12 protein-coding genes and 1 tRNA gene are annotated in these 20,867 nt (G+C 71.1%); all 13 read right to left on the bottom strand.

The annotated features are described in order from the left end of the window. Nucleotides 1–233 precede the first annotated feature (233 nt). The 13 genes from IF19_RS1000000135405 to IF19_RS0113515 all read right to left on the bottom strand — a co-directional run bounded on the left by IF19_RS1000000135405 (nucleotide 234) and on the right by IF19_RS0113515 (nucleotide 20,790). Complete coding sequence (locus IF19_RS1000000135405) at nucleotides 234–1,592, bottom strand: protein kinase domain-containing protein (protein WP_158706242.1); 1,359 nt, start codon at nucleotides 1,590–1,592, stop codon at nucleotides 234–236. A 75-nt stretch (nucleotides 1,593–1,667) separates the two neighbouring features. After that, complete coding sequence (locus IF19_RS0113570) at nucleotides 1,668–2,267, bottom strand: vWA domain-containing protein (protein WP_234310539.1); 600 nt, start codon at nucleotides 2,265–2,267, stop codon at nucleotides 1,668–1,670. 411 nt (nucleotides 2,268–2,678) lie between these two features. Next, nucleotides 2,679–2,752, bottom strand: a tRNA-Thr gene (locus IF19_RS0113565). 148 nt (nucleotides 2,753–2,900) lie between these two features. Next, entirely contained in the window at nucleotides 2,901–4,430 is a 1,530-nt protein-coding gene (locus IF19_RS0113560; protein ID WP_030113341.1) for an alpha/beta hydrolase, read from the bottom strand. Nucleotides 4,431–4,609: 179 nt separating this feature from the next. Beyond that, nucleotides 4,610–5,815 carry a DNA polymerase III subunit delta' gene (locus tag IF19_RS0113555; RefSeq protein WP_030113342.1) on the bottom strand — a complete coding sequence of 402 codons (1,206 nt, stop codon included), beginning with the start codon at nucleotides 5,813–5,815 and terminating at the stop codon, nucleotides 4,610–4,612. Nucleotides 5,816–6,004: 189 nt separating this feature from the next. After that, nucleotides 6,005–9,394 (bottom strand): dTMP kinase, encoded by a 3,390-nt coding sequence (tmk, locus tag IF19_RS0113550; RefSeq protein ID WP_030113343.1) that lies wholly within the window; start codon nucleotides 9,392–9,394, stop codon nucleotides 6,005–6,007. A gap of 193 nt (nucleotides 9,395–9,587) precedes the next feature. Next, entirely contained in the window at nucleotides 9,588–12,497 is a 2,910-nt protein-coding gene (gene topA / locus IF19_RS0113545) for a type I DNA topoisomerase (RefSeq protein ID WP_030113344.1), read from the bottom strand. Nucleotides 12,498–12,800: 303 nt separating this feature from the next. Then, a complete protein-coding gene (locus IF19_RS0113540; protein WP_030113345.1) occupies nucleotides 12,801–12,998 on the bottom strand; it encodes a hypothetical protein in 198 nt (65 codons plus the stop codon). A 1,067-nt stretch (nucleotides 12,999–14,065) separates the two neighbouring features. Beyond that, the gene (locus tag IF19_RS0113535; RefSeq protein ID WP_030113346.1) at nucleotides 14,066–15,607 is read right to left on the bottom strand and encodes a DUF7059 domain-containing protein; all 1,542 of its coding nucleotides are present in this window, start codon (nucleotides 15,605–15,607) and stop codon (nucleotides 14,066–14,068) included. 111 nt (nucleotides 15,608–15,718) lie between these two features. Continuing rightward, nucleotides 15,719–16,429, bottom strand: coding sequence for a hypothetical protein (locus tag IF19_RS0113530; protein ID WP_030276319.1), 711 nt, complete (start codon nucleotides 16,427–16,429; stop codon nucleotides 15,719–15,721). Nucleotides 16,430–16,748: 319 nt separating this feature from the next. After that, nucleotides 16,749–19,169, bottom strand: coding sequence for a sodium-translocating pyrophosphatase (locus IF19_RS0113525; RefSeq protein ID WP_032747507.1), 2,421 nt, complete (start codon nucleotides 19,167–19,169; stop codon nucleotides 16,749–16,751). Nucleotides 19,170–19,757: 588 nt separating this feature from the next. After that, nucleotides 19,758–20,237, bottom strand: a complete 480-nt coding sequence (locus IF19_RS0113520) for an ATP-binding protein (RefSeq protein WP_030113349.1) — start codon at nucleotides 20,235–20,237, stop codon at nucleotides 19,758–19,760. A gap of 199 nt (nucleotides 20,238–20,436) precedes the next feature. Next, nucleotides 20,437–20,790: an STAS domain-containing protein gene (locus IF19_RS0113515; protein ID WP_003967428.1), complete on the bottom strand. Its 354-nt coding sequence runs from the start codon at nucleotides 20,788–20,790 to the stop codon at nucleotides 20,437–20,439. Nucleotides 20,791–20,867: the final 77 nt, after the last annotated feature.

Below are 20,867 nucleotides of genomic sequence, written 5' to 3'. Positions count from 1 at the left end.
ATGTCCCAGGACCGCCTCTGTCTCGTCGGCCGCTACCTGCGGTGGTGCCGCTCGTAGCTGCCACGTCAGGGAGATCAACGTGGCGGCGCCTGAAAGCGGGGACAGTTTGCTCGTCTTGGCCTGATATTGAGGCCGGTTCCGGCTTCCCCCGCGTGATGAACCGGAGGATCCGTTGCCACTCGGTGGCATCGGCCGGGGGCGGCTAGCCTGCCCGCTGTCGGGCGCGCCCGGGCTCACCGGCCGCCCCCCTGAGTGAGGCGACTGAAGCGCAGGAGCCTGTGCGGTGTGTGCTGAGCATCGAAGTGCAGTTCCCATATGGCGCCTTTGGCCAGTCCGGGAATGGCGGATTCTTGCCCGGGCTCGACCGGAAGCCACGGTCCCCCACCCGGGCCAACCACCCACGTCGGCCGGTCCCAACGATTACGCACGGTCAGCTGCCCGGTGCGGTCGAACAGAAGGGTAACGACGGACAGCTCACCGCCGATTACCGACCCTGTGGCGGTGCGCTTCGATATCGAGGCGGCCATCTCTCGCTGCAACAGGACCGCCTGCCTGGTCCGTGCGATCAGTTGTTCCCCCGATTTGTTGGGTGGTACCTGAGTGAGGACTCGGGCGACCAGAGCTGGTGGTGGCGGGTTCCGGCACCACGGACACGCGGGCTCACTGCCGTAGAAGGAACCCCGACACCCCTCGCAGGTCAGAGTCAGATCGGCGGCCTCGAACAGCTTCGTACGCCACTCGCCCACCGTGGGCCGCCCGATGGGGTCGGCAAGCCCGCCCTCGAATGTCCGCGCCGCCAGGGCGCGCAACCCCGGCGTCAGGGTGTGGCGACGGGGCAGCCCGAAGCTCGACCTGTTGGCTTGGTCGCTGCCGTGGTCTACCCAGGGAATCCCGCCAACGAAGGCTCGTTCCTCCAACTCCGGTTCACCGTCGTGAACGAGATCTCCGATGAACGGGTGCTGGATGGAAAGCGTCTCAAAGGCCATCACCGCGAAGGCGAAGGCGTCGCTAAGGCTAGACACACCACGTCGCCCAGTGACGACCTCGGGTGCCGCGTACCCCGGAGTAACGTACGCGCCGTCCCGGACCTCCGAGACCACGGCGATGTTGTCGACGTCGATAAGGAACACCTGCTCGTGCTCCAGTGAATCGGAGACCATCACGTTGACCAGCGACGGATCCCCGTAGCAGAAGCCCCTGGCGTGCAACTCGGCCAGCGCGCCAGCCAGTCGGCCGAGCAATCGCAGCCTCCGCCTCAGACCGCCGGTCGTCGCGTACCACTCCGCGAGATCGCCGGCGCCCGAAGGTTGCTTGACCAGATGCTGCAACGCGGCCATGTCGGCGAGCATCAGCATCGTGTAACCCAGATAGGGCGGTGCCAGCAGGGAGAGCGGGCGTGCCAGCGGCATCTCGTCCAGGTCGAGCAGGCGGACAGTACGCAGCCGTTCGGCGAGCCGCTGAGCGGCGACCGCGTCACGGCTGCGCAGAATCTTGACGGCTACGCGACCGCCGCTCGCTTCCCAGACCTCTCCCTGGCCCCCCGCGCCGAGCCTGCGTGTCAGTTCGATGGACTGGCTGTTCTCGGTGCTCACCACGACCTGCAATCCGGTCGTGCTCCAGTTCGGGCCGGTCCCCAGCACTCGGTGTACTCCCAGGTATCTTGGTGGTCAGTTCATAAAGTCGGACAGGTCGTCGATGCTGATCCGACCGCTGCGCACCTGTGTGGTCACGGTGGCGGTGATCCAGTCGAAGAATCGCGGCAGCTCATGCACTTCATCGGCACGCTTCACCGCGATGGCGGGGTTGCCGATGAAGGCGTTGAGCACAGCGAACGCCTCCTCGTCCATGTCCTGCCCCACTCCCACGGCAAGCCGGAGCGCCTTCGTGCCCCTCTCAGAGGCCAGCAACCGCTGCAACGGGCCGCGCCACTCGTCGGTCGGGATCCCGTCGGAAACCAGCACAACCGTTGGGCGGAAGGCCCGGCGCGGTATGACGCCGTCGTCCGCGAGCAATTCGGTCGCGAGATCGAGTGCTCCCCCGAGCGGGGTGCGTCCCGCAGGCTCCATGTCGGTCCACTGCACCTGGTCTGCCGGCTTCAGCGGATGATGGAGCGCAGCCCTGCGGCCACCAAAGGTCACTACGCCGGTCCAGATCTCACCGCGTAGCGAATCTTCGGCGGCGAACGACTGGATCATCGTGGCCATGCTCTGGTTCAACACGTCGATCTTGCCGTCATCGGCCATGCTGCCGCTGACGTCCGCCAGCACGAGCACCGGTAGTGGGCGAGGCCGCTGCGCCCTAGGGCGACCGGAAATGGGCTCTTCCAAGATTCCTCCACTGTCCAAGAAAGGACCTCTACGAGCAGAACATAACAGGATGACTAATACCCTCCGGTACGTCAACTCCCCTATCAGCAAAGGCTGCACGCGGGATGGGGCAACGCAACACGCAGAGGCTGGTCGCGCACAGCTTTCAAGACCTACTCGCCTCTGTAGGTCTTTTTTCGACATCGGAAGAGACATCCGAAAAGAACGAAGAGACCGCAGAAGCAGATCACCCGCCGCTCGCTCACGCATCGCTCACGCAAGCCACCCCACAGCACCCCAGCCGCGCGCCCCGCCATGCCCCGAGCAAGAGAAAACCCCAGGTCACGGGCTATGTGACCTGGGGTTCTTCTGAGCCGCCTTCGGGATTCGAACCCGAGACCTACGCATTACGAGTGCGTTGCTCTGGCCAACTGAGCTAAGGCGGCGTGCCCTGTCGCACTATGGTGCGATCAGCAGCGGAGCCAAGTCTACACAGTTTCCGGGGGTGCTCCGAACACGGCACCCCCGGAGGCGTTTGTGCTGGTCAGGGGCGGGGGTGGAGGCCCGCTGGGGTCAGAGGCGGGGCCGCTGGGGTCAGGTGCACTTCTTGCCGTTCTTGGGCGGGGTGCCCTCCAGGAGGTAGGTGTTGATCGCCGTGTCGATGCAGTCGCTGCCCCGGCCGTACGCGGTGTGGCCGTCGCCCTCGTACGTGAGCAGGGTGCCCGAGGAGAGCTGGTCGGCCAAAGACTCGGACCACTTGTACGGGGTGGCCGGGTCGCGGGTCGTGCCGACGACGAGGATCGGGGCCGCGCCCTTCGCCTCCGTGGGGTGCGGGGTGCCGGTGGCCTCGGTGGGCCAGTACGCGCAGTTCAGGGAGGCCCACGCGAAGCCGCGCCCGAAGACCGGGGACGCCTTCTCGAAGTCCGGGAGGGCCTTCTCCACGGCGTCGGGGCCGTCGAAGGCGGGCGGCAGGTCGAGGCAGTTCACCGCGGCGTTGGCGAACATCAGGTTCGCGTACTTCCCGTCCGGGTCCCGCTCGTAGTAGCTGTCGGCCAGGGACAGCAGGCCGGAGCCGTCGCTGCGCTGCGCGCCCGCCAGCGCCTCGCGGAGCTGCGGCCAGGCCGCCTCGTCGTACATCGCGGCGATCACCCCGGTGGTGGCCAGCGCCTCGCCCAGCTCACGGTCGTCGCCGGTCGGGACCGGGTTCGCGTCCAGGTCCTTGAAGAGCCGCTTCAAGGCGGCCGCCGCGTCCGCCGTGGACGTGGTGCCGAGCGGGCAGTCCGCCTGCTTCACGCAGTCCGCGGCGAACGACTGGAACGCCCCCTCGAAGCCCGCCGTCTGGTCGCGGTTCATGTCGATGGCCTTGAGCGACGGGTCCATCGCCCCGTCCAGCACGAGTCGGCCGGCCCGCTTCGGGAAGAGGTCCGCGTAGGTCGCGCCCAGGAACGTCCCGTACGACGCTCCGACGTAGTTCAGCTTCTCGTCGCCGAGGAGGGCTCGCAGGACGTCCATGTCGCGGGCCGTGTCGACGGTGGAGACGTACGGGAGGATCGCGCCGCTCCGCTTCTCGCACCCCGCCGCGAACTTCTCGAACGCGTCCGTGAGCTTGCCGACCTCCGCCTCGTCGTCCGGGGTCTGGTCCACCTGGGTGTAGGCGTCCATCTCCTTGCCCGAGAGGCAGGTGACCGGCTCGCTGCGGGCCACGCCGCGCGGGTCGATGGCCACCATGTCGTAGCGGGCCCGCACCGGGGCCGGGTAGCCGAGGGCCGCGTACCCCTGGAGGTAACCGATCGCGGAGCCGCCGGGGCCGCCCGGGTTCACCAGGAGCGAGCCGATCCGCTTGCCGGGGCCGGTGGCCTTCTTGCGGGAGACCGCGAGGTCGATGTCGCCGTCATCCGGCTTGTCGTAGTCCTTCGGCGCCTTCATCGTCGCGCACTGGAACCCCTCCACGCCGCAGTCGCGCCAGCTCAGCTTCTGCGTGTAGTACGAGGACAGCCCCTCGGGGGCGGCCGTGCCCGTGGCCGAAGCGCTCGGCGACGAGCCGCCGGCGCTGCAGCCGGAGAGGAGCAGACCGGCAGTGCCGATCCCGATGGCGAAGGTACGGAGTGGGCGCCTGGTTTCCATTCCGGGAGCGTATCCGGCGGGTGACGAGTCGTCCGATTCCCTGCTCATTCGGGTGAACAGGGTGCCCGCCGGAGCCCGGTGGGCCCCCCGTACGGCCGCACGGACCACTCGCACCCGGGCCCCGCCGACCGCTCCCGTACAGCCGAACGGACCGCTCACACCCCCGCCGGGGCGGCCGCTCAGCCCGCCCGCAGCGCCATCGTCATCGCCTCCACCGCCAGCAGCGGCGCCACATTGCGGTCCATCGCCTCCCGGCAGGCGATCACCGACTCGATCCTGCGCAGGGTCTGCGCCGGCGTGGAGGACTCCGCGATCCGGTCGAGGGAGTCCTGTACGTCGGTGTTGGCGATCGCCAGCTTCGAACCGAGCTGGAGCGCCAGCACATCGCGGTAGAACCCGGTCAGCTCGGTCAGCGCCAGGTCCAGGCTGTCGCGCTGCGTACGCGTCTTCCGGCGCTTCTGCTTGTCCTCCAGCTCCTTCATCGCCCCCGCCGTACCGCGCGGCATCCGGCCGCCCGCCACCCCGCCGAGCGCCGCCTTGAGGTCCTCGGTCTCCTTCGCGTCGACCTCCTCCGCGAGCTGTTTGGCGTCCTCGGTGGACGTGTCGATCAGCTCCTGGGCCGCCTTGAGGCAGCCGCCCACGTCCGCCACACGCAGCGGAACCTTCAGCACCGCGGCCCGCCGTGCCCGCGCCCGCTCGTCCGTGGCGAGACGGCGGGCCCGCCCGATGTGCCCCTGGGTGGCGCGCGCCGCCGCGTGCGCCCGCTCGGGGTCGATTCCGTCGCGGCGGATGAGGACGTCGGCCACGGCCTCCACCGGCGGGGTGCTCAGGGTCAGGTGGCGGCAGCGGGAGCGGATCGTGGGCAGGACGTCTTCGAGCGAGGGGGCGCACAGCATCCAGACCGTGCGCGGCGCGGGCTCCTCGACGGCCTTCAGCAGGACGTTGCCCGCGCCCTCGGTGAGGCGGTCGGCGTCCTCCATGACGATGATCTGCCATCGCCCGACCGCAGGGGAGAGCTGCGCGCGGCGGACCAGGTCGCGGGTCTCCTTCACGCCGATGGAGAGCAGGTCCGTGCGGATGACCTCGACGTCGGCGTGCGTACCGATCAGGCTGGTGTGGCAGCCGTCGCAGAACCCGCAGCCCGGCGCACCGCCCATGGCCCGGTCCGGGCTGGTGCACTGGAGCGCCGCGGCGAAGGCCCTGGCCGCCGTGGACCGTCCGGAACCGGGCGGTCCGGTGAACAGCCAGGCGTGCGTCATCTTCGAGCCCTGGTCCAGCGGCTCACCGCCCGACGCGGCGGTGACCAGCGCATCGGCGTCCTTGGCGGCAGCGGCGAGCTGTTCCTGCACTCGGTCCTGTCCGACCAGGTCGTCCCATACGGTCATGGGTCACCGCCCTTCCGGTGGTGTCGTGCGAAAGCATCGGGCAGGGGGCCGGCCGTGCCGCTCCCCCTCCGGCGCCCCGTGCCGCTTTCCATTGTGGAGGACGCCACTGACACCACCGGCCCGCCCACCCCCGAAGGGACGGACGGGCCGGACGGGTGAGGCGGACCTCGGAGACGCCGCGGAGGCGGATCAGCCGCGCGGACGGCGTCCCCGGCCCTTGCGGCCGTCGTCCTCATGGCCGCCGTCGTGGCCGCCGAGGAGTTCGTCCGCCAGGGTCGGCAGATCGTCCAGCGGGGTCTCCTCCGCCCAGTCCGGGCGGGGGCGCCGGCGACCGGACTGCTGCTGCCGGCCGGGGGCCGGGGCGTTCGGGTCCTCGATCTGCGGCAGCTCGCGGGTGCGTTCGTTCTCGCTCTCCGCGGGCGGGGCCGCCGGACCCTCGTCCCGGAAGTACCCCTGGGGCACCCGGTCGGAGGGCCGGTCACCGCGCACCGGCGGCAGCACGGCGGTCTCGTCGGACTCCCGCACCTGCGGCCACGGGTCCGCCCGCTCCGGGTCCGGAACGCGCGGCAGCATCGCCGTCTCGTCGTCCCCGAGCCCGGAACCGGAACGGTCCGAACCGGAACCCGACCCCGAACCGGAACGCTCAGAACCGGAACCCGCCCCCGACTCCGACCCCGACCCCGACCCCGACCCCGAACGGGACGACCCGGAACCCGAAGCGCGCTCGTCCTCCGGGCGCGCCGTCGGAACCTGCTGCGTGATCTCGTTCGGGTTCACGATCGGCGTGGGGACCGTGATCTCGTTCTCCGGCACCGACGGGCCCCAAGCGCCCGAAGCGCTCGACGGCCCCGAAGCGCCGGACCCGCCCGGTCGCTTCGCCGCACCGGACCCCGCCGCACCGCCCTCGGACCGCGAGGACGTCTCCGTACGGGCCGCCCGCTCGGCCTCCGCGCGCTCGGCCTCCGCCCGTTCGGCCTCGGCACGCGCCGCCTCCGTACGGGCAGCGGCCTCTTCCTCGGCCCGGCGGCGGGCCTCCTCGGCGCGCAGCAGGGCTTCCTCGGCCTTGCGCTGCTTCTCCAGCCGCTCGGCCTCGGCGACCCTGCGCTGCCGGGCCTCCTCCTCCGCCTTCTGCCGCAGCCGCTCCTGCTCGGCCTCGCGGGCCCGCTCCTCGGCCTCCAGCCGGCGCCGGTCCTCCTCCGCGCGGCGACGGGCCTCCTCAGCGCGCTGCCGGGCCTCCTCCGCCTGGCGTTCGGCCTCGCGGCGGCGGGCCTCCTCCAGCTCGCGCTGCTTGCGCTCCTCCTCCTCGGCGCGCAGCCGGGCGAGCTGCTCCTGGCGCTCCTTCTCCAGGCGCTCCTCCTCGGCCTTGCGGGCGGCCTCTTCCTCCGCCTTGCGCCGGGCCTCCTCCTCGGCCTTGCGGCGGGCCTCCTCGATGGCCTCGATCTCGGCCTCGGAGAGCGGAAGGAGCTGGTCGAGCCGGTGGCGTACGACCGTGGTGATCGACTCCGGCTCCTGGCCGGCGTCCACCACCAGGTAGCGCGTCGGGTCGGCGGCGGCCAGCGTCAGGAAGCCGGACCGCACCCGCTCGTGGAACTCCGCCGGCTCCGACTCCAGCCGGTCCGGCGCCTCCGTGAACCGTTCCCGCGCGGTCGCCGGGTCGACGTCCAGCAGCACCGTCAGATGCGGTACGAGGCCGCTCGTCGCCCACCGCGAGATCCGGGCGATCTCGGTCGGGGCCAGGTCCCGGCCCGCGCCCTGGTAGGCCACGGACGAGTCGATGTAGCGGTCGGAGATGACGATCGCGCCGCGCTCCAGCGCCGGGCGGACGACGGAGTCGACGTGCTCGGCGCGGTCGGCGGCGTACAGCAGGGCCTCGGCGCGGTTGGAGAGACCGGCGGACGAGACGTCGAGCAGGATCGACCGCAGCCGCTTGCCGATCGGCGTGGCGCCGGGCTCGCGGGTCACCACGACGTCGTGGCCCTTGGACCGGATCCACTCGGCGAGCGCCTCGACCTGAGTGGATTTGCCCGCTCCGTCGCCGCCCTCCAGGGCGAGGAAGAAGCCGGTGGCGGCGGGCGCGACCGCGGGGTCGTCGCCGCGCAGCGCCTCGCGCAGGTCCCGGCGCAGCGGCACGCCCGCCCGGTCGTCCGTCCTGGCGAGGACGAACGCGGCGACGGGCAGCAGCAGCGCACCGAGCAGCATCAGGGTGAAGGCGGCGCCGCCGTGGGCGAAGACGAAGTCCCCGGCGACCAGGCGGTGGCGCCCTATGGCGGCGGCCAGCAGCGGGCCGGCGACCGCGCCGAGCGCGACGAGCACCCGGACGACGGCCTGGAGGTGCTCGGTGGTCCGGGCCTGCCGGAACGCCTCGGTCTCCTGGTCGATCAGGGTGTGCCCGGTGTTGGCGGCGACCCCGGCGGCGTACCCGGCGAGCAGGGCGACGGCCAGCACGGTCGCGGTGTCCGGCACCAGGCCGAGCGCGAGGAGCGCGAGTCCGGTGACGGTGACGGCCAGCGCCAGCAGGCGGCGGCGCGACAGGGTCGGCAGGACCCGGCGCGCGGTGCGGATGCCGAGGGCGGTGCCGCCGGTCAGTCCGAGGATCAGCAGCGCGAACGTGGCGGGCCCGCCGCCCAGGTCGTACGCGTGCAGAACGGATACGGCGGCGGCGGCCGCGACGGCTCCCGCGACGGCGGCGCACACCGCGACCAGCAGCGGGACCGCGCCGGTGCGGCCCTTGTCGGGGCCATTGCCGGTGCCGGGCCGGCGCAGGCCCTCCAGGGGGGAGCGCGGCCGGGGCGTCCGGTCGGCCGGGAACTCGATGAAGTACAGGACGGAGATCGAGGCCGAGAAGAGCCCGGCCGCGACGTAGGAGCCCAGGGCCGCCTGGTGGAAGGAGAACCACTCCAGGCCGGAGCCGAGGAGGTTGCCGATCAGCGTGGCGGCCAGCAGGACCACCGCGGCGGCGGGCACGGCGAGGAAGTTCGTCCGCAGGGAGAGGCGGCGCAGGGCGTCGAGGTGGTCGGGCAGCGGGCGCACGGCGGCGCCCTCCGGGGGCGGGCCCGGCAGCAGCGCCGGGGCGGCGCTGTCCTTGGCCACGGCCCACAGGCGCTCACCGGCGCCCGTCACGAAGACGGTGATGAGGACCATCATGAGCGCCTTGTCGGGCGTCCAGTCGATCCACAGCGGGGCGACGACCAGCAGCGCCAGGCGCAGCCCGTCCACCCCGATCATGAGCCATCGTCGGTCCAGCTTTCCGCCGGGCCCCGTGAGGGACGTCAACGGCCCCAGGAGTACGGCTCCGAAGAACAGGGTGGAAAGGATCCGGGCGCCGAAGACGGCGGCGACGGCGAAGGCCGCCCCGCGGTATCCGGTGCCGAATGAGCCCTCAAGGACCGCCGCTTGCAGCGACAGCAGGACCAGCACGAGAAGGGCGAGTGCATCGCCGATACCGCCGACGAGCTGGGCGCTCCACAACCGCTTCAGCGGAGGGATGCGCAACAGGGCCCGTACGGCGCGCTCGCGTGAGTCTGCGGCAAGTGTGTCGGAGGTGGGGCTCACGACCGTTGGCTGCTCGGCTCGCGTCATCCGCCCAGCCTATCGGCAGCGGTGCGGTGACTGTCGGCCCGTCCGAACATATGGACGTAGACATCTTTCGGCCAGGACTCGCACCGCCCAGGACACCGCCCGGGACACGGCTGTCGCCCGGCACCTCACTGCGGTGCCGGGCGACAGGTGCGCGATCCGAGCCGTGCCGGGGTCGACCGCGGCGCTACCGAGGTCAGTCGTCGGTCAGCGTGGGGGAGGCCGGGGTCGCCTTCTTCGCCGCAGCCGTCGTCTTCTTCGCAGCCGTCTTGGTGGCCGTCTTGGTGGCGGTCGCCTTCTTGGCCGTCGTCGTCTTCTTCGCCGCGGTCTTCTTGGCGGCCGTGGTCGTGGCCGCCGTCTTCTTCGCGGCCGTCTTCTTGGCCGTCGCCTTCTTCGCCGGAGCCTTCTTGGCCGTCTTCTTCTTGGCCGGCCCCTTGGCGCGCTTCTCGGCGAGCAGTTCGTAACCGCGCTCCGGAGTGATCTCCTCGACGCTGTCGCCGGTCCGCAGGGTCGCGTTGGTCTCGCCGTCGGTGACGTACGGGCCGAAGCGGCCGTCCTTGACCACCACCGGACGCTCGCTGACCGGGTCGGTGCCCAGCTCCTTCAGCGGCGGCTTGGCCGCGGCCCGCCCGCGCTGCTTGGGCTGGGCGTAGATCGCCAGCGCCTCGTCGAGGGTGATGTCGAAGAGCTGCTCCTCGGAGGTCAGCGACCGGGAGTCGGTGCCCTTCTTGAGGTACGGGCCGTAGCGGCCGTTCTGCGCGGTGATCTCGACGCCCTCGGCGTCGGTGCCCACGACACGCGGCAGCGACATCAGCTTGAGCGCGTCCGCCAGCGTCACCGTGTCCAGGGACATGGACTTGAAGAGCGACGCGGTCCGCGGCTTCACCGCGTTCTTGCCGGTCTTCGGCGTCCCCTCGGGCAGCACCTCGGTGACGTACGGGCCGTACCGGCCGTCCTTGGCGATGATCTGGTTGCCGCTGACCGGGTCGGCGCCCAGCTCGAAGTCGCCGCTGGGCTTGGCCAGCAGTTCCTCGGCCAGCTCGACCGTCAGCTCGTCGGGGGCGAGGTCGTCGGGCACGTCGGCGCGCTGGTGGCCCTCGGCGTCCTTCTCACCCCGCTCGATGTACGGCCCGTAGCGGCCGACGCGGAGCTTGATGTCGTTGCCGACGGGGAAGGACGAGATCTCCCGGGCGTCGATCGCGCCGAGGTCAGTGACCAGTTCCTTCAGGCCGCCGAGGTGGTCGCCGTCGCCGTTGCCCGCGTCGGAGGCGGAACCGGCCCCGGCCGGGTCGTCACCGGAACCGGTCGTTCCGAAGTAGAAGCGCTTGAGCCACGGCACGGACTTGGCCTCGCCCCGCGCGATGCGGTCGAGGTCGTCCTCCATGCGGGCGGTGAAGTCGTAGTCGACGAGCCGGCCGAAGTGCTTCTCCAGCAGGTTGACCACGGCGAACGACAGGAAGGACGGGACGAGCGCCGTGCCCTTCTTGAACACGTACCCGCGGTCCAGGATGGTCCCGATGATCGAGGCGTACGTGGAGGGGCGGCCGATCTCGCGCTCCTCCAGCTCCTTGACCAGCGATGCCTCGGTGTAGCGGGCCGGGGGCTTGGTGGCGTGGCCGTCGACCGTGATCTCCTCGGCGGACAGCGCGTCGCCCTCGGCGACCTGCGGCAGCCGGCGCTCGCGGTCGTCCAGCTCGGCGTTCGGGTCGTCGGCGCCCTCGACGTACGCCTTCATGAAGCCGTGGAAGGTGATCGTCTTGCCGGACGCGGAGAACTCGGCGTCGCGCCCGTCGCTCGCCCGGCCGCCGATCTTGACGGTGACCGAGTTGCCGGTCGCGTCCTTCATCTGGGAGGCGACGGTCCGCTTCCAGATCAGCTCGTACAGCCGGAACTGGTCGCCGGTGAGCCCGGTCTCGGCGGGAGTGCGGAAGCGGTCGCCGGAGGGGCGGATCGCCTCGTGCGCCTCCTGCGCGTTCTTGACCTTCCCGGCGTACGTACGCGGCTTGTCGGGCAGGTAGCCCGCGCCGTACAGCTGGGTGACCTGCGCCCGGGCCGCGGCGACCGCGGTGTCGGAGAGGGTCGTGGAGTCCGTACGCATGTAGGTGATGAAGCCGTTCTCGTACAGCTTCTGCGCCACCTGCATGGTCGCCTTGGCCCCGAAGCCCAGCTTGCGGCTCGCCTCCTGCTGGAGGGTCGTGGTCCGGAAGGGGGCGTACGGGGAGCGGCGGTACGGCTTCGACTCGACGGACCGGACCTCGAAGGAGGAGTCGGCGAGCGCGGCGGCGAGCGCGCGGGCGTTCGCCTCGTCCAGGTGGAGGGTCTGGGCGGAGCCGGCCTTGAGCTGCCCGTCGGGGCCGAAGTCGCGGCCCTGGGCGATACGGCGGCCGTCGACCGCGCTGAGGCGGGCGGTCAGGTTCGAGGGGTCGGAGGCATCGCCGGTACGGCCGGTGGCGAACTTTCCGGTCAGGTCCCAGTACTCGGCGGAGCGGAAGGCGATGCGCTCGCGCTCCCGCTCGACGACGAGGCGGGTGGCGACGGACTGGACGCGGCCCGCCGAGAGCTTCGGCATGACCTTCTTCCACAGGACCGGCGAGACCTCGTAACCGTAGAGGCGGTCGAGGATGCGGCGCGTCTCCTGGGCGTCGACCATGCGCTGGTTGAGCTCGCGCGGGTTGGCGACGGCGGCGCGGATCGCGTCCTTGGTGATCTCGTGGAAGACCATCCGGTGGACCGGGACCTTGGGCCGCAGGACTTCCTGGAGGTGCCACGCGATGGCCTCGCCCTCGCGGTCCTCATCGGTGGCGAGGAAGAGTTCGTCGGACTCGGCCAGCAGCTGCTTGAGCTTCCTGACCTGGGCCTTCTTGTCGGCGTTGACGACGTAGATGGGCTGGAAGTCGTGTTCGACGTCCACCCCGAGGCGGCGGACCTCGCCGGTGTACTCGTCCGGGACCTCGGCCGCGCCGTTCGGGAGGTCGCGGATGTGCCCGACGCTCGCCTCGACGACGTATCCGGGGCCGAGATAGCCCTTGATCGTCTTCGCCTTGGCAGGCGACTCGACGATGACGAGTCGGCGGCCGCCCTGTGCGGTCTCGCTGGTCGGGGACAACTTCGCTCTTCTCTCCGGTCGACACTCGATGGGCATCCGGGCGGCGTCGTGACGCCGCCGAGGTGCTGTCGCTGCGGAGTGTGACGGTACAACCCGCCCCCGTGTCAAACGGCAAAAGCCCGCAACGGCCACTCGAACGGTAACCCGACTTCCGCCATTCCTGCCGCCCGGACCGCCGGGTCAGGGCGGCCGGGGCCCCGGCCTGGGGCTTTCCGGGGGACGGTCGGGCTCGGTGCCGAGCGGCCTGCGGGCGAACCGCCCGGCGGCCGGTGCTCCGGGGCTTCGCGCCACCGGGGAAGGGGGTCAGACGAACGTGAGGACCCACACGCCGAGGCCGAGGAAAACTACGCCGAAGAGCGTGGTGAGTGCGGTGGAGGCGACGGGGCTCACACCGTGCGCCACCGGCGCGCGGTGCAGGGCGCGCGCCCCGGTCCAGATCAGCAGGGCGGCGCCGAACAGCGACAGGGCCGTACCGGCGAAGACTGCTGAGACGCTCTCCATGTCGTACCCCTAGCCCCTCGTGTGACCTGTCGTGTGCTGTGCCGTGCCGTGCCGTACGGCCGCCGAGCGGCGCCCTGGCGTACGGCCCGCCGCATGGTGCGCCGCGCGGCATGGCGTGCGGCGCGTGGTGCCGGTCCGCTGCGACCTGCACCGGTCTGCCGACCTCGGCCTGCCGCGCCGACCGTCGTACGGCCTGACGCACGACCCGTCCCGATGGCCGGAACGGTTCCCGACGGCTCGAACGGTCATCGACAGGCGGGCCCGGCACGGTCCCGGCGGCCCGGCACGGGGAGGTTGTCACCCCGGGACGTCGCCCACACGAACCCGGGGTTAACAGCACTCCCCCGCCACCCTGCGGAACCCCATCGGCCGTATGCGCGGCACCCGTTCAGTGGCCTGGGGGCAGACCGTTCACGGTCCGGGAGCACTCCCTGACCGGAGTGCGCGCCCCCGAGACGGACCGCGCCGTGTACGCATTCCGGTCGGCAGTCGCCCCGAACGGGACCGGAATGCCTGAGCACGAACGCTCCACGGACGGCATCGGGCGGGAACACGCTGGCCGAGCGGCCGGAGGTATACCGAAGGGTGACCGGTCCCGACCGGTACCGGAAGGAGCCGAACCGCCGCACCCATGCCGTCCGGACCACGCACGAGATCATGGGGAACCGGCCCTCACGCAAGCCGCACGCGGACGGGGCGCACAGAGCGTGCGCCGGGCGTACGCCTGCCGCCGCCGAGGCGTCCCGCCAGTGCCTCACGTCCCCGCACGAGGCAACCGGACAACGCGCCTCCACACCACGCCGAGCCTCCGCCGGTGCGCGGAACCTCGACTACGGGGATGGGGCGAGGCCGCGCGACCCGGGCCGCGCGGCCTAGATGTATTGACCCGCCCCGAGGCAGTGCGTCTCCGTGGGACCGTTCCGAGGCAGTGCGTCTCCGTGGACCCGTTCCGAGGCGGCACGCCCCTGGAGAGCCCGTTCCGAGGCGGGGCGCCCCGAAGCCGCTCGCCCTGCGGCGGCGCGCACCGAGGCAACCGCCCAGCGAGGGCCCGCCCCCGAGGTGGCCGCCTACTCCCCCCGCGTCTCCACGCCCGGCGCGGGCTCCAGGAAGCCCTCCTCCACCAGCAGCCGGATCGCCTGTGGGGTGCGGTCGCGCAGGAGCACCGGGTCCTCCGCCATCAACTGGGCGATGGCGTCGAGGATGCGGCCGGCGGGGAGCGAGCCGTCGCACACGCCCGCGAAACCGGCGGCCACGGCGTCGACCTTGGTCGCCCGCATCATGCCCCGGTGCTGGCGGAGCACCACGTGCTCGGGGTCCTCCGCACCCGGAAGCCCCACCTGCTCCTGCACGACCTCGGCGGCGAGGACGAAATGCCCGGCGAGCAGCGCCGCGTCGTCCTGGTCGCGGAGGTAGTCCTGACGGGCGAAGTGCTGCCGCACGGCCTGGCCGAGGGGCTGCTGCACCGCGTGCGGCCACTCCTCGACGACGACCGAGGGCCGGCCGGCCGCGGCCGCCGCGGACTTGCGCAGGGTGATCCAGCCGAACCCGACGGCCGTGGTGCCCCGCGCCTCGAACTCGTCGAGCCACGCCCCGTACCGCTCGTCGTACTCGGCGGGGTCGCTGCGGTGGTCGCCGCTGTCCCGCAACCACAACTCGGCGTACTGCGTGACGTCCTGGACCTCGCGCTGGACGATCCAGGCGTCACACCCGTACGGCACCCAGGAACGCAGCCGGTCCTGCCACTCCTCGCCCTCCACGTGCTGCCAGTTGGCGAGGAACTGCGCGTATCCCCCCTCGTTCAGGTGGTCGCCCGCCTGCCGCACCAGCGTCCGGCACAGGTCGTCGCCGCCCATGCCGCCGTCCCGGTAGGTGAGCCGGGCGCCGGGCGAGATGACGAAGGGCGGGTTGGAGACGATCAGGTCGAACGTCTCGGCGCCCACCGGCTCGAAGAGCGAGCCCTCGCGCAGGTCGGCGGGGGCGGCGCCGGACAGGGCGAGGGTGAGCCGGGTGAACTCCAGAGCACGGGGGTTGAGGTCGGTGGCGGTGACCCGGGTGGCGTGCTGGGCGGCATGCAGCGCCTGGATGCCGGAGCCCGTGCCGAGGTCGAGCGCCGAGGCGACCGGCGTCCGCACGGTGATCCCGGCGAGGGTGGTGGAGGCTCCGCCGACACCGAGGACGACGCCTTCCTCGCGCGAGCCGATCCCGCCCGCGCCGCCGACCGCGCAGCCGAGGTCGGACACGATGAACCAGTCCTCGCCGTCCGGCCCCCCGTACGGCCGTACGTCGACGCACGCGCGGACCTCGGCCTCCCCGTCCGCACCGCCGGTCCGGGTCAGCCAACCGTCCGCGAGGCACACCTCCAGCGGCAGAGCCGCCCGGGCCCGCTCCTCGGCGACCGGGCGCTGCAGGAGGAACAGCCGCACCAGCGTGTCGAGCGGGCCGGCGCCCCGGGTGGCCCGCAGGGCGGGGACGGTCTCGCTGCGGGCGAGGGCGGCGTAGGCGGGCGCTCCGAGACGGTCGAGGAGTCCGTCCGCGGTGAAGTCCGCGGCAAGGAGGGCCTCACGGAGGTCGGCGGCGTGGTCGGGTGCGGGAAGGCTGCTCTTGCTCACCCGTCCATTGTGTCCGCTCCCACCGACAACGGCAGCGGCCCGGCACGCCCACCGGGCGCCCGGGCCGCCGGAACGGCGTTCGGTCCTCGTCCGAGGACGTCCGGGGACCCTCTACTCGGAGGAGTCCTTGGCGTCCTTGTCGGAGGAGTCCTTCTCCTTCGCGTCCTTGGCGTCGGCGTCCGTGGAGTCCTTGCGGGCGGCGTCCTTCCCGTCGGGGGCCGCACCCTCCGGGGCCGCGTCGCCGCCGGCCGCTCCGGAACCGGAGGGCGCGGTCGAGGCGGGCCGCTTCTGGCAGCCCTTCTGCTTCGACATCGCGGTGCCGACCTTGCCGGACTCCAACTTTTCCATCGCCTCGTTGCTGCCCGCGCTGATGCGGCCCAGCTCCTGGGCGATGGTCTTCAGGCCGTCGGAGAACTTGTGCTGGTCCTTGGTGTCCACCGCTTCGACCTTGGTCTTGAGCTCGGCGTACTCCTTGGACGAGGCGTTGAGCTCCTTCATCGCGGCCTGCTGCGTCTTCTCACCGTCGTCGACCGGCGGCGCGCCGACCTCGTCCACAGCCTTGCCCAGCGCCTTGTACGCGTCGGACATCTGCTGGAAGGCGACCGAGTCGGTCCGCTGGACCTCGGCGGGCGGGTTGTGGTCCTCGGTCTTCTGGCCGATGGCGGCGTTGGCCTTGTTGATCTTCTGGAGTTGCGGCTGGGCCTGGGCGCAGAACTTCTTGGCCCAGTCGTTGACCTTGTCGTCGCTGTCGTCGCTGCAGCCCGACAGCGTCAGTACGAGTACCGCACCGCCGGACAGCGCGGCTGCAAACTTCTTGTTCACCGGTTTGGTCCCTTCCAAGGCTCTCGGCCCGGAACTTACACGCCGAGGCTTCGGCAGCCGGGTGCCGGTGAACCGTTCCGCACCCTTTTGAAGCCATTTGCACCAAGCAGAATGAGGGGGACGCCACTCCCGAGGAAAACCGCACACATGAACGGTCACTCGTTCGATGGAAGGAACACGGAGCGCAGGGCGGGACGGCGGAACGAACAGAGGACGTAGACGTGGACGGCGCGTCAGCACACGCCGTCCACCGCTCTGCTGATCTCCCGTCACACGACACACTCCCCGCGCCGCGCGGCCGTACGTCACCAGCTGCGCGTCACACGGAAACGGACCCGGTGCCTCCGCCTCCCGGCCCACTGTCCGATGCCCCGTCGTCACCCACGGCGATGCCCCGCCGCTTGGAGACGTACACCGCGCCCACGATGATCCCGATGGCGATGACGGCGGCCAGCGCCCGCACCCAGGGGTTCGCGTCCGTGCCGTAGCTGAACTGCACGATCGCCGGGGCGATGAGCAGGGCGACCAGGTTCATCACCTTGAGGAGCGGGTTGATCGCCGGGCCAGCCGTGTCCTTGAACGGATCGCCGACCGTGTCACCGATGACGGTCGCGGCGTGGGCCTCGCTGCCCTTGCCGCCGTGGTGGCCGTCCTCGACGAGCTTCTTGGCGTTGTCCCAGGCGCCGCCGGAGTTGGCGAGGAAGACCGCCATCAAGGTGCCGGTACCGATCGCTCCGGCGAGGTACGAGCCGAGCGCCCCGACGCCGAGGGTGAAGCCGACCGCGATCGGCGCCAGCACCGCGAGGAGCCCGGGCGTGGCCAGTTCGCGCAGGGCGTCCCGGGTGCAGATGTCCACGACGCGCCCGTACTCCGGCTTCTCCGAGTAGTCCATGATCCCCGGGTGCTCGCGGAACTGCCGCCGGACCTCGTGGACCACGGAGCCGGCGGACCGGGACACCGCGTTGATGGCGAGTCCGGAGAAGAGGAAGACGACCGCCGCGCCCAGAATCAGGCCGACGAGGTTATTGGGCTGCGAGATGTCCAGGCTCAGCCCCAGCTCCCCGGCCTCGGCCCCCACATCCGCGACGGCCGTGGCGATGGCGTCCCGGTACGAGCCGAACAGCGCGGCGGCCGCCAGAACGGCGGTGGCGATGGCGATGCCCTTGGTGATCGCCTTGGTCGTGTTGCCGACCGCGTCCAGGTCGGTGAGGACCTGGGCGCCGGCCCCCGTGACGTCGCCGGACATCTCCGCGATGCCCTGGGCGTTGTCGGAGACCGGCCCGAAGGTGTCCATGGCCACGATGACGCCCACCGTGGTCAGCAGCCCCGTACCGGCGAGCGCGACCGCGAAGAGCGCCAGCATGATCGACGTACCGCCCAGCAGAAACGCCCCGTAGACGCCGAGCCCGATCAGCAGCGCGGTGTAGACCGCCGACTCCAGACCGATGGAGATGCCCGCGAGGACCACGGTGGCCGGGCCCGTGAGCGAGGACTTCCCGATGTCCCGGACGGGACGGCGGTCGGTCTCGGTGAAGTAGCCGGTGAGCTGCTGGATGAGCGCCGCCAGCACGATGCCGATGGCCACGGCCACCAAGGCGAAGACCCGTGGATCGCCGCCGTGACCGGTGATCGCCCCGTCGGTGACCCCGTCCAGCTCGGCGTACGAGGACGGCAGGTAGGTGAAGGCGGCTACGGCCACCAAAGCGAGCGAGATCACCGCGGAGATGAAGAAGCCCCGGTTGATCGCTGTCATCCCGCCGCGGTCGGAGCGGCGCGGGGCGACCGCGAAGATGCCGATCATCGCGGTGACGACGCCGATCGCCGGAACCATCAGGGGGAAGGCGAGCCCGAAGTCGCCGAACGCGGCCGTGCCGAGGATGAGGGCGGCGACGAGCGTCACGGCGTACGACTCGAAGAGGTCGGCGGCCATGCCCGCGCAGTCACCGACGTTGTCGCCCACGTTGTCGGCGATGGTGGCGGCGTTGCGCGGGTCGTCCTCCGGGATGCCCTGCTCCACCTTGCCCACCAGGTCGGCGCCCACGTCCGCGGCCTTGGTGAAGATCCCGCCACCGACCCTCATGAACATGGCGATGAGCGCCGCGCCCAGGCCGAACCCCTCCAGCACCTTGGGCGCGTCGGCGGCGTAGACGAGCACCACGCACGACGCCCCGAGCAGCCCGAGCCCCACGGTGAACATGCCGACCACACCACCGGTGCGAAAGGCGATCTTCATCGCCTTGTGCGAAACAGCGGTGAGATCCTTTTCCGCTTCCCCCTCCACAGGAGTCGCCTCACGCGCCGCCGCCGCCACTCGGACATTGCTCTGTACCGCGAGCCGCATACCGATGTATCCGGTAGCCGCAGAGAAAAGCGCACCCACCAGGAAGAAGAGGGAACGGCCCACCCGCTGCGACCAGGTGTCGGCCGGCAGCAAGAACAACAGGAAGAACACGACGACGGAGAAGACGCCGACCGTACGCAACTGGCGGGCCAGGTAGGCGTTCGCCCCCTCCTGGACCGCCGCGGCGATCTCTTTCATGCGTTCGGTGCCCTGCCCGGCCGCCAGAACCTGGCGTACGAGCACCTGGGCTACCACCAGCGCGGCGGCTGCGACCACCGCCACGGTGATCACGATCAGCCGGTTGCCTTCGGTGAGAACCGCCGCGAGAGAAACCGGCGGGTCGGAAAACGCGGATTCTTGCGCCAGTACTGCCGTGGGGGTGATGAGGAACTCCGCCATACGTCCTCCTTGATGCGCAGCGCTCAAGTCGTGGACGGATTGTAGGGAGCGGAACCCGATCAAAACAGTGGTCGGGAAGAGAATGAATCGCTCTCCCCCAACGCCGAAAGATCAACGGCGGGATTCACCTCGAATGCAGTAATGCGGCAGACGCATTACCGCACGATGGCCCGGCAAAAAGCTCTCGGCCTCATACCTGGCGAAAATCTCAGAGACCACACCCGCACACCACGCCCCCGTACCGGAAGGACTGGCCGCAAGGCCGACAGCGGTGGTTGAGCCTCAGGACGAGGGCTCCTACGAGGCGTGGGCCGGTGAAACGTAGGCCGGTGAACGCGCGTACCGCGCGGGCTCGCGGAACACCACGATGCGCACAGGCCACACGAGACCCGACGACAACAGCACCACGAAACTCCGGCCACCGCCCATGACAACCGAACCGGAAGCGCTCAGGCGCTCAGGCGCTCAGGCAAGCCATACAGGCCCGTGCACGCACCCACGCGCCCGCAGATTTCAGGCGGTACAACCGTCCGCCGATGTCCGGCCCCGCCTGCCTCCGCGAGCCCGTTGGGCTCCCGGGTCAGCCCCTCACGCCTGGAGCGCGGCGCCGGCCGCGGGCCAGCTCATGCGGATGACTCCGCCGCCCGCACCCGAGCGAACCTCCATGTCGTCGACGAGGCCGCTGATGACCGCGAGGCCCATCTCGTCCTCGCCCGCGCCATCCGTTTCGGGGTCGGGCCGATCCAGCCCCCCGCCGGAGGCGCCGGTCGTACCGGAACCGTTGCGCGCCCCGGAGTCGGCAGGGTCTCCGCCGGGTCCGGGAACGCTGTCCCCGACCTCGATGGAGAACACCTTCTCCTCCTCGGTCAACGCCACACTGACCGGCTCGGTGATGCCGTGACTGCGGTGCAGCCCGACCGCGCGACTGCACGCCTCACCGACGGCGAGTCTGACCTCGTCGAGCACCGCCTCGTCGACGCCGGCCCTGCGCGCCACGGCGGCCGCCACCAGGCGGGCCGTCCTGACATGTTCAGGCTGGGCGCTGAAACGGAGTTCAACGGTGGCCATGCCATCCCCCTCGAACGTTCGGGCGTACGACTCAGGGGCCCCGGGCGTGTCGCCCGGCACCCCTGCTCTCCTCCTCCGGAAGCCGACAAAGCCGACAGCCGACCCAAAGGTCGACCGCCCGCCCGTCACGGCCCACACGCTGCCGCTGCCGGCCTGTTCACTGCCTGCCGACCGACCCTCGGGCCGGTCCGCTCCGACCTCAGTCGGTGGCGGCGACAGCCTCGTCGACCGTGGTGTGAATCGGGAACACCTTGGTCAGGCCCGTGATCCGGAAGATCTTGAGAATGCGCTCCTGGTTGCAGACCAGGCGCAGCGAGCCCTCATGGGCCCGGACACGCTTCAGGCCGCCCACGAGCACGCCGAGGCCGGTGGAGTCGAGGAAGTCGACGCCTTCCATGTCGACAACCAGGTGGTAGCTGCCGTCATTCACCAACTCGACCAACTGCTCGCGCAGCTTGGGCGCGGTATACACATCAATCTCGCCACCGACCTCGACGACCGTACGGTCGCCACCAGGCCCGGACACATTGCGAGTCGACAGGGACAGGTCCACGGATCCTCCAGCACCTTGCTATCGAGCGGTCGCCCCTCGGTCTCCCCGACGGAGGCCAGGGGACGGATCGCCAGCCG

This window comes from Streptomyces californicus, from assembly GCF_000717645.1.
GTDB classification, from domain to species: Bacteria; Actinomycetota; Actinomycetes; order Streptomycetales; family Streptomycetaceae; genus Streptomyces; species Streptomyces californicus.
Note: the sequence above shows the minus strand (reverse complement) of the source record. Positions and strands in the feature narration are given on the sequence as shown.

What these genes read in the sequence shown, in the direction of transcription:
- IF19_RS0113540 (WP_030113345.1), bottom strand. Translation starts at nt 12,998, where the DNA reads ATGGAGAGCGTCTCAGCAGTCTTCGCCGGTACGGCCCTGTCGCTGTTC.
- tmk (WP_030113343.1), bottom strand. Translation starts at nt 9,394, where the DNA reads ATGACGCGAGCCGAGCAGCCAACGGTCGTGAGCCCCACCTCCGACACA.
- IF19_RS0113560 (WP_030113341.1), bottom strand. Translation starts at nt 4,430, where the DNA reads ATGGAAACCAGGCGCCCACTCCGTACCTTCGCCATCGGGATCGGCACT.
- IF19_RS0113525 (WP_032747507.1), bottom strand. Translation starts at nt 19,169, where the DNA reads ATGGCGGAGTTCCTCATCACCCCCACGGCAGTACTGGCGCAAGAATCC.
- IF19_RS0113520 (WP_030113349.1), bottom strand. Translation starts at nt 20,237, where the DNA reads ATGGCCACCGTTGAACTCCGTTTCAGCGCCCAGCCTGAACATGTCAGG.
- IF19_RS0113555 (WP_030113342.1), bottom strand. Translation starts at nt 5,815, where the DNA reads ATGACCGTATGGGACGACCTGGTCGGACAGGACCGAGTGCAGGAACAG.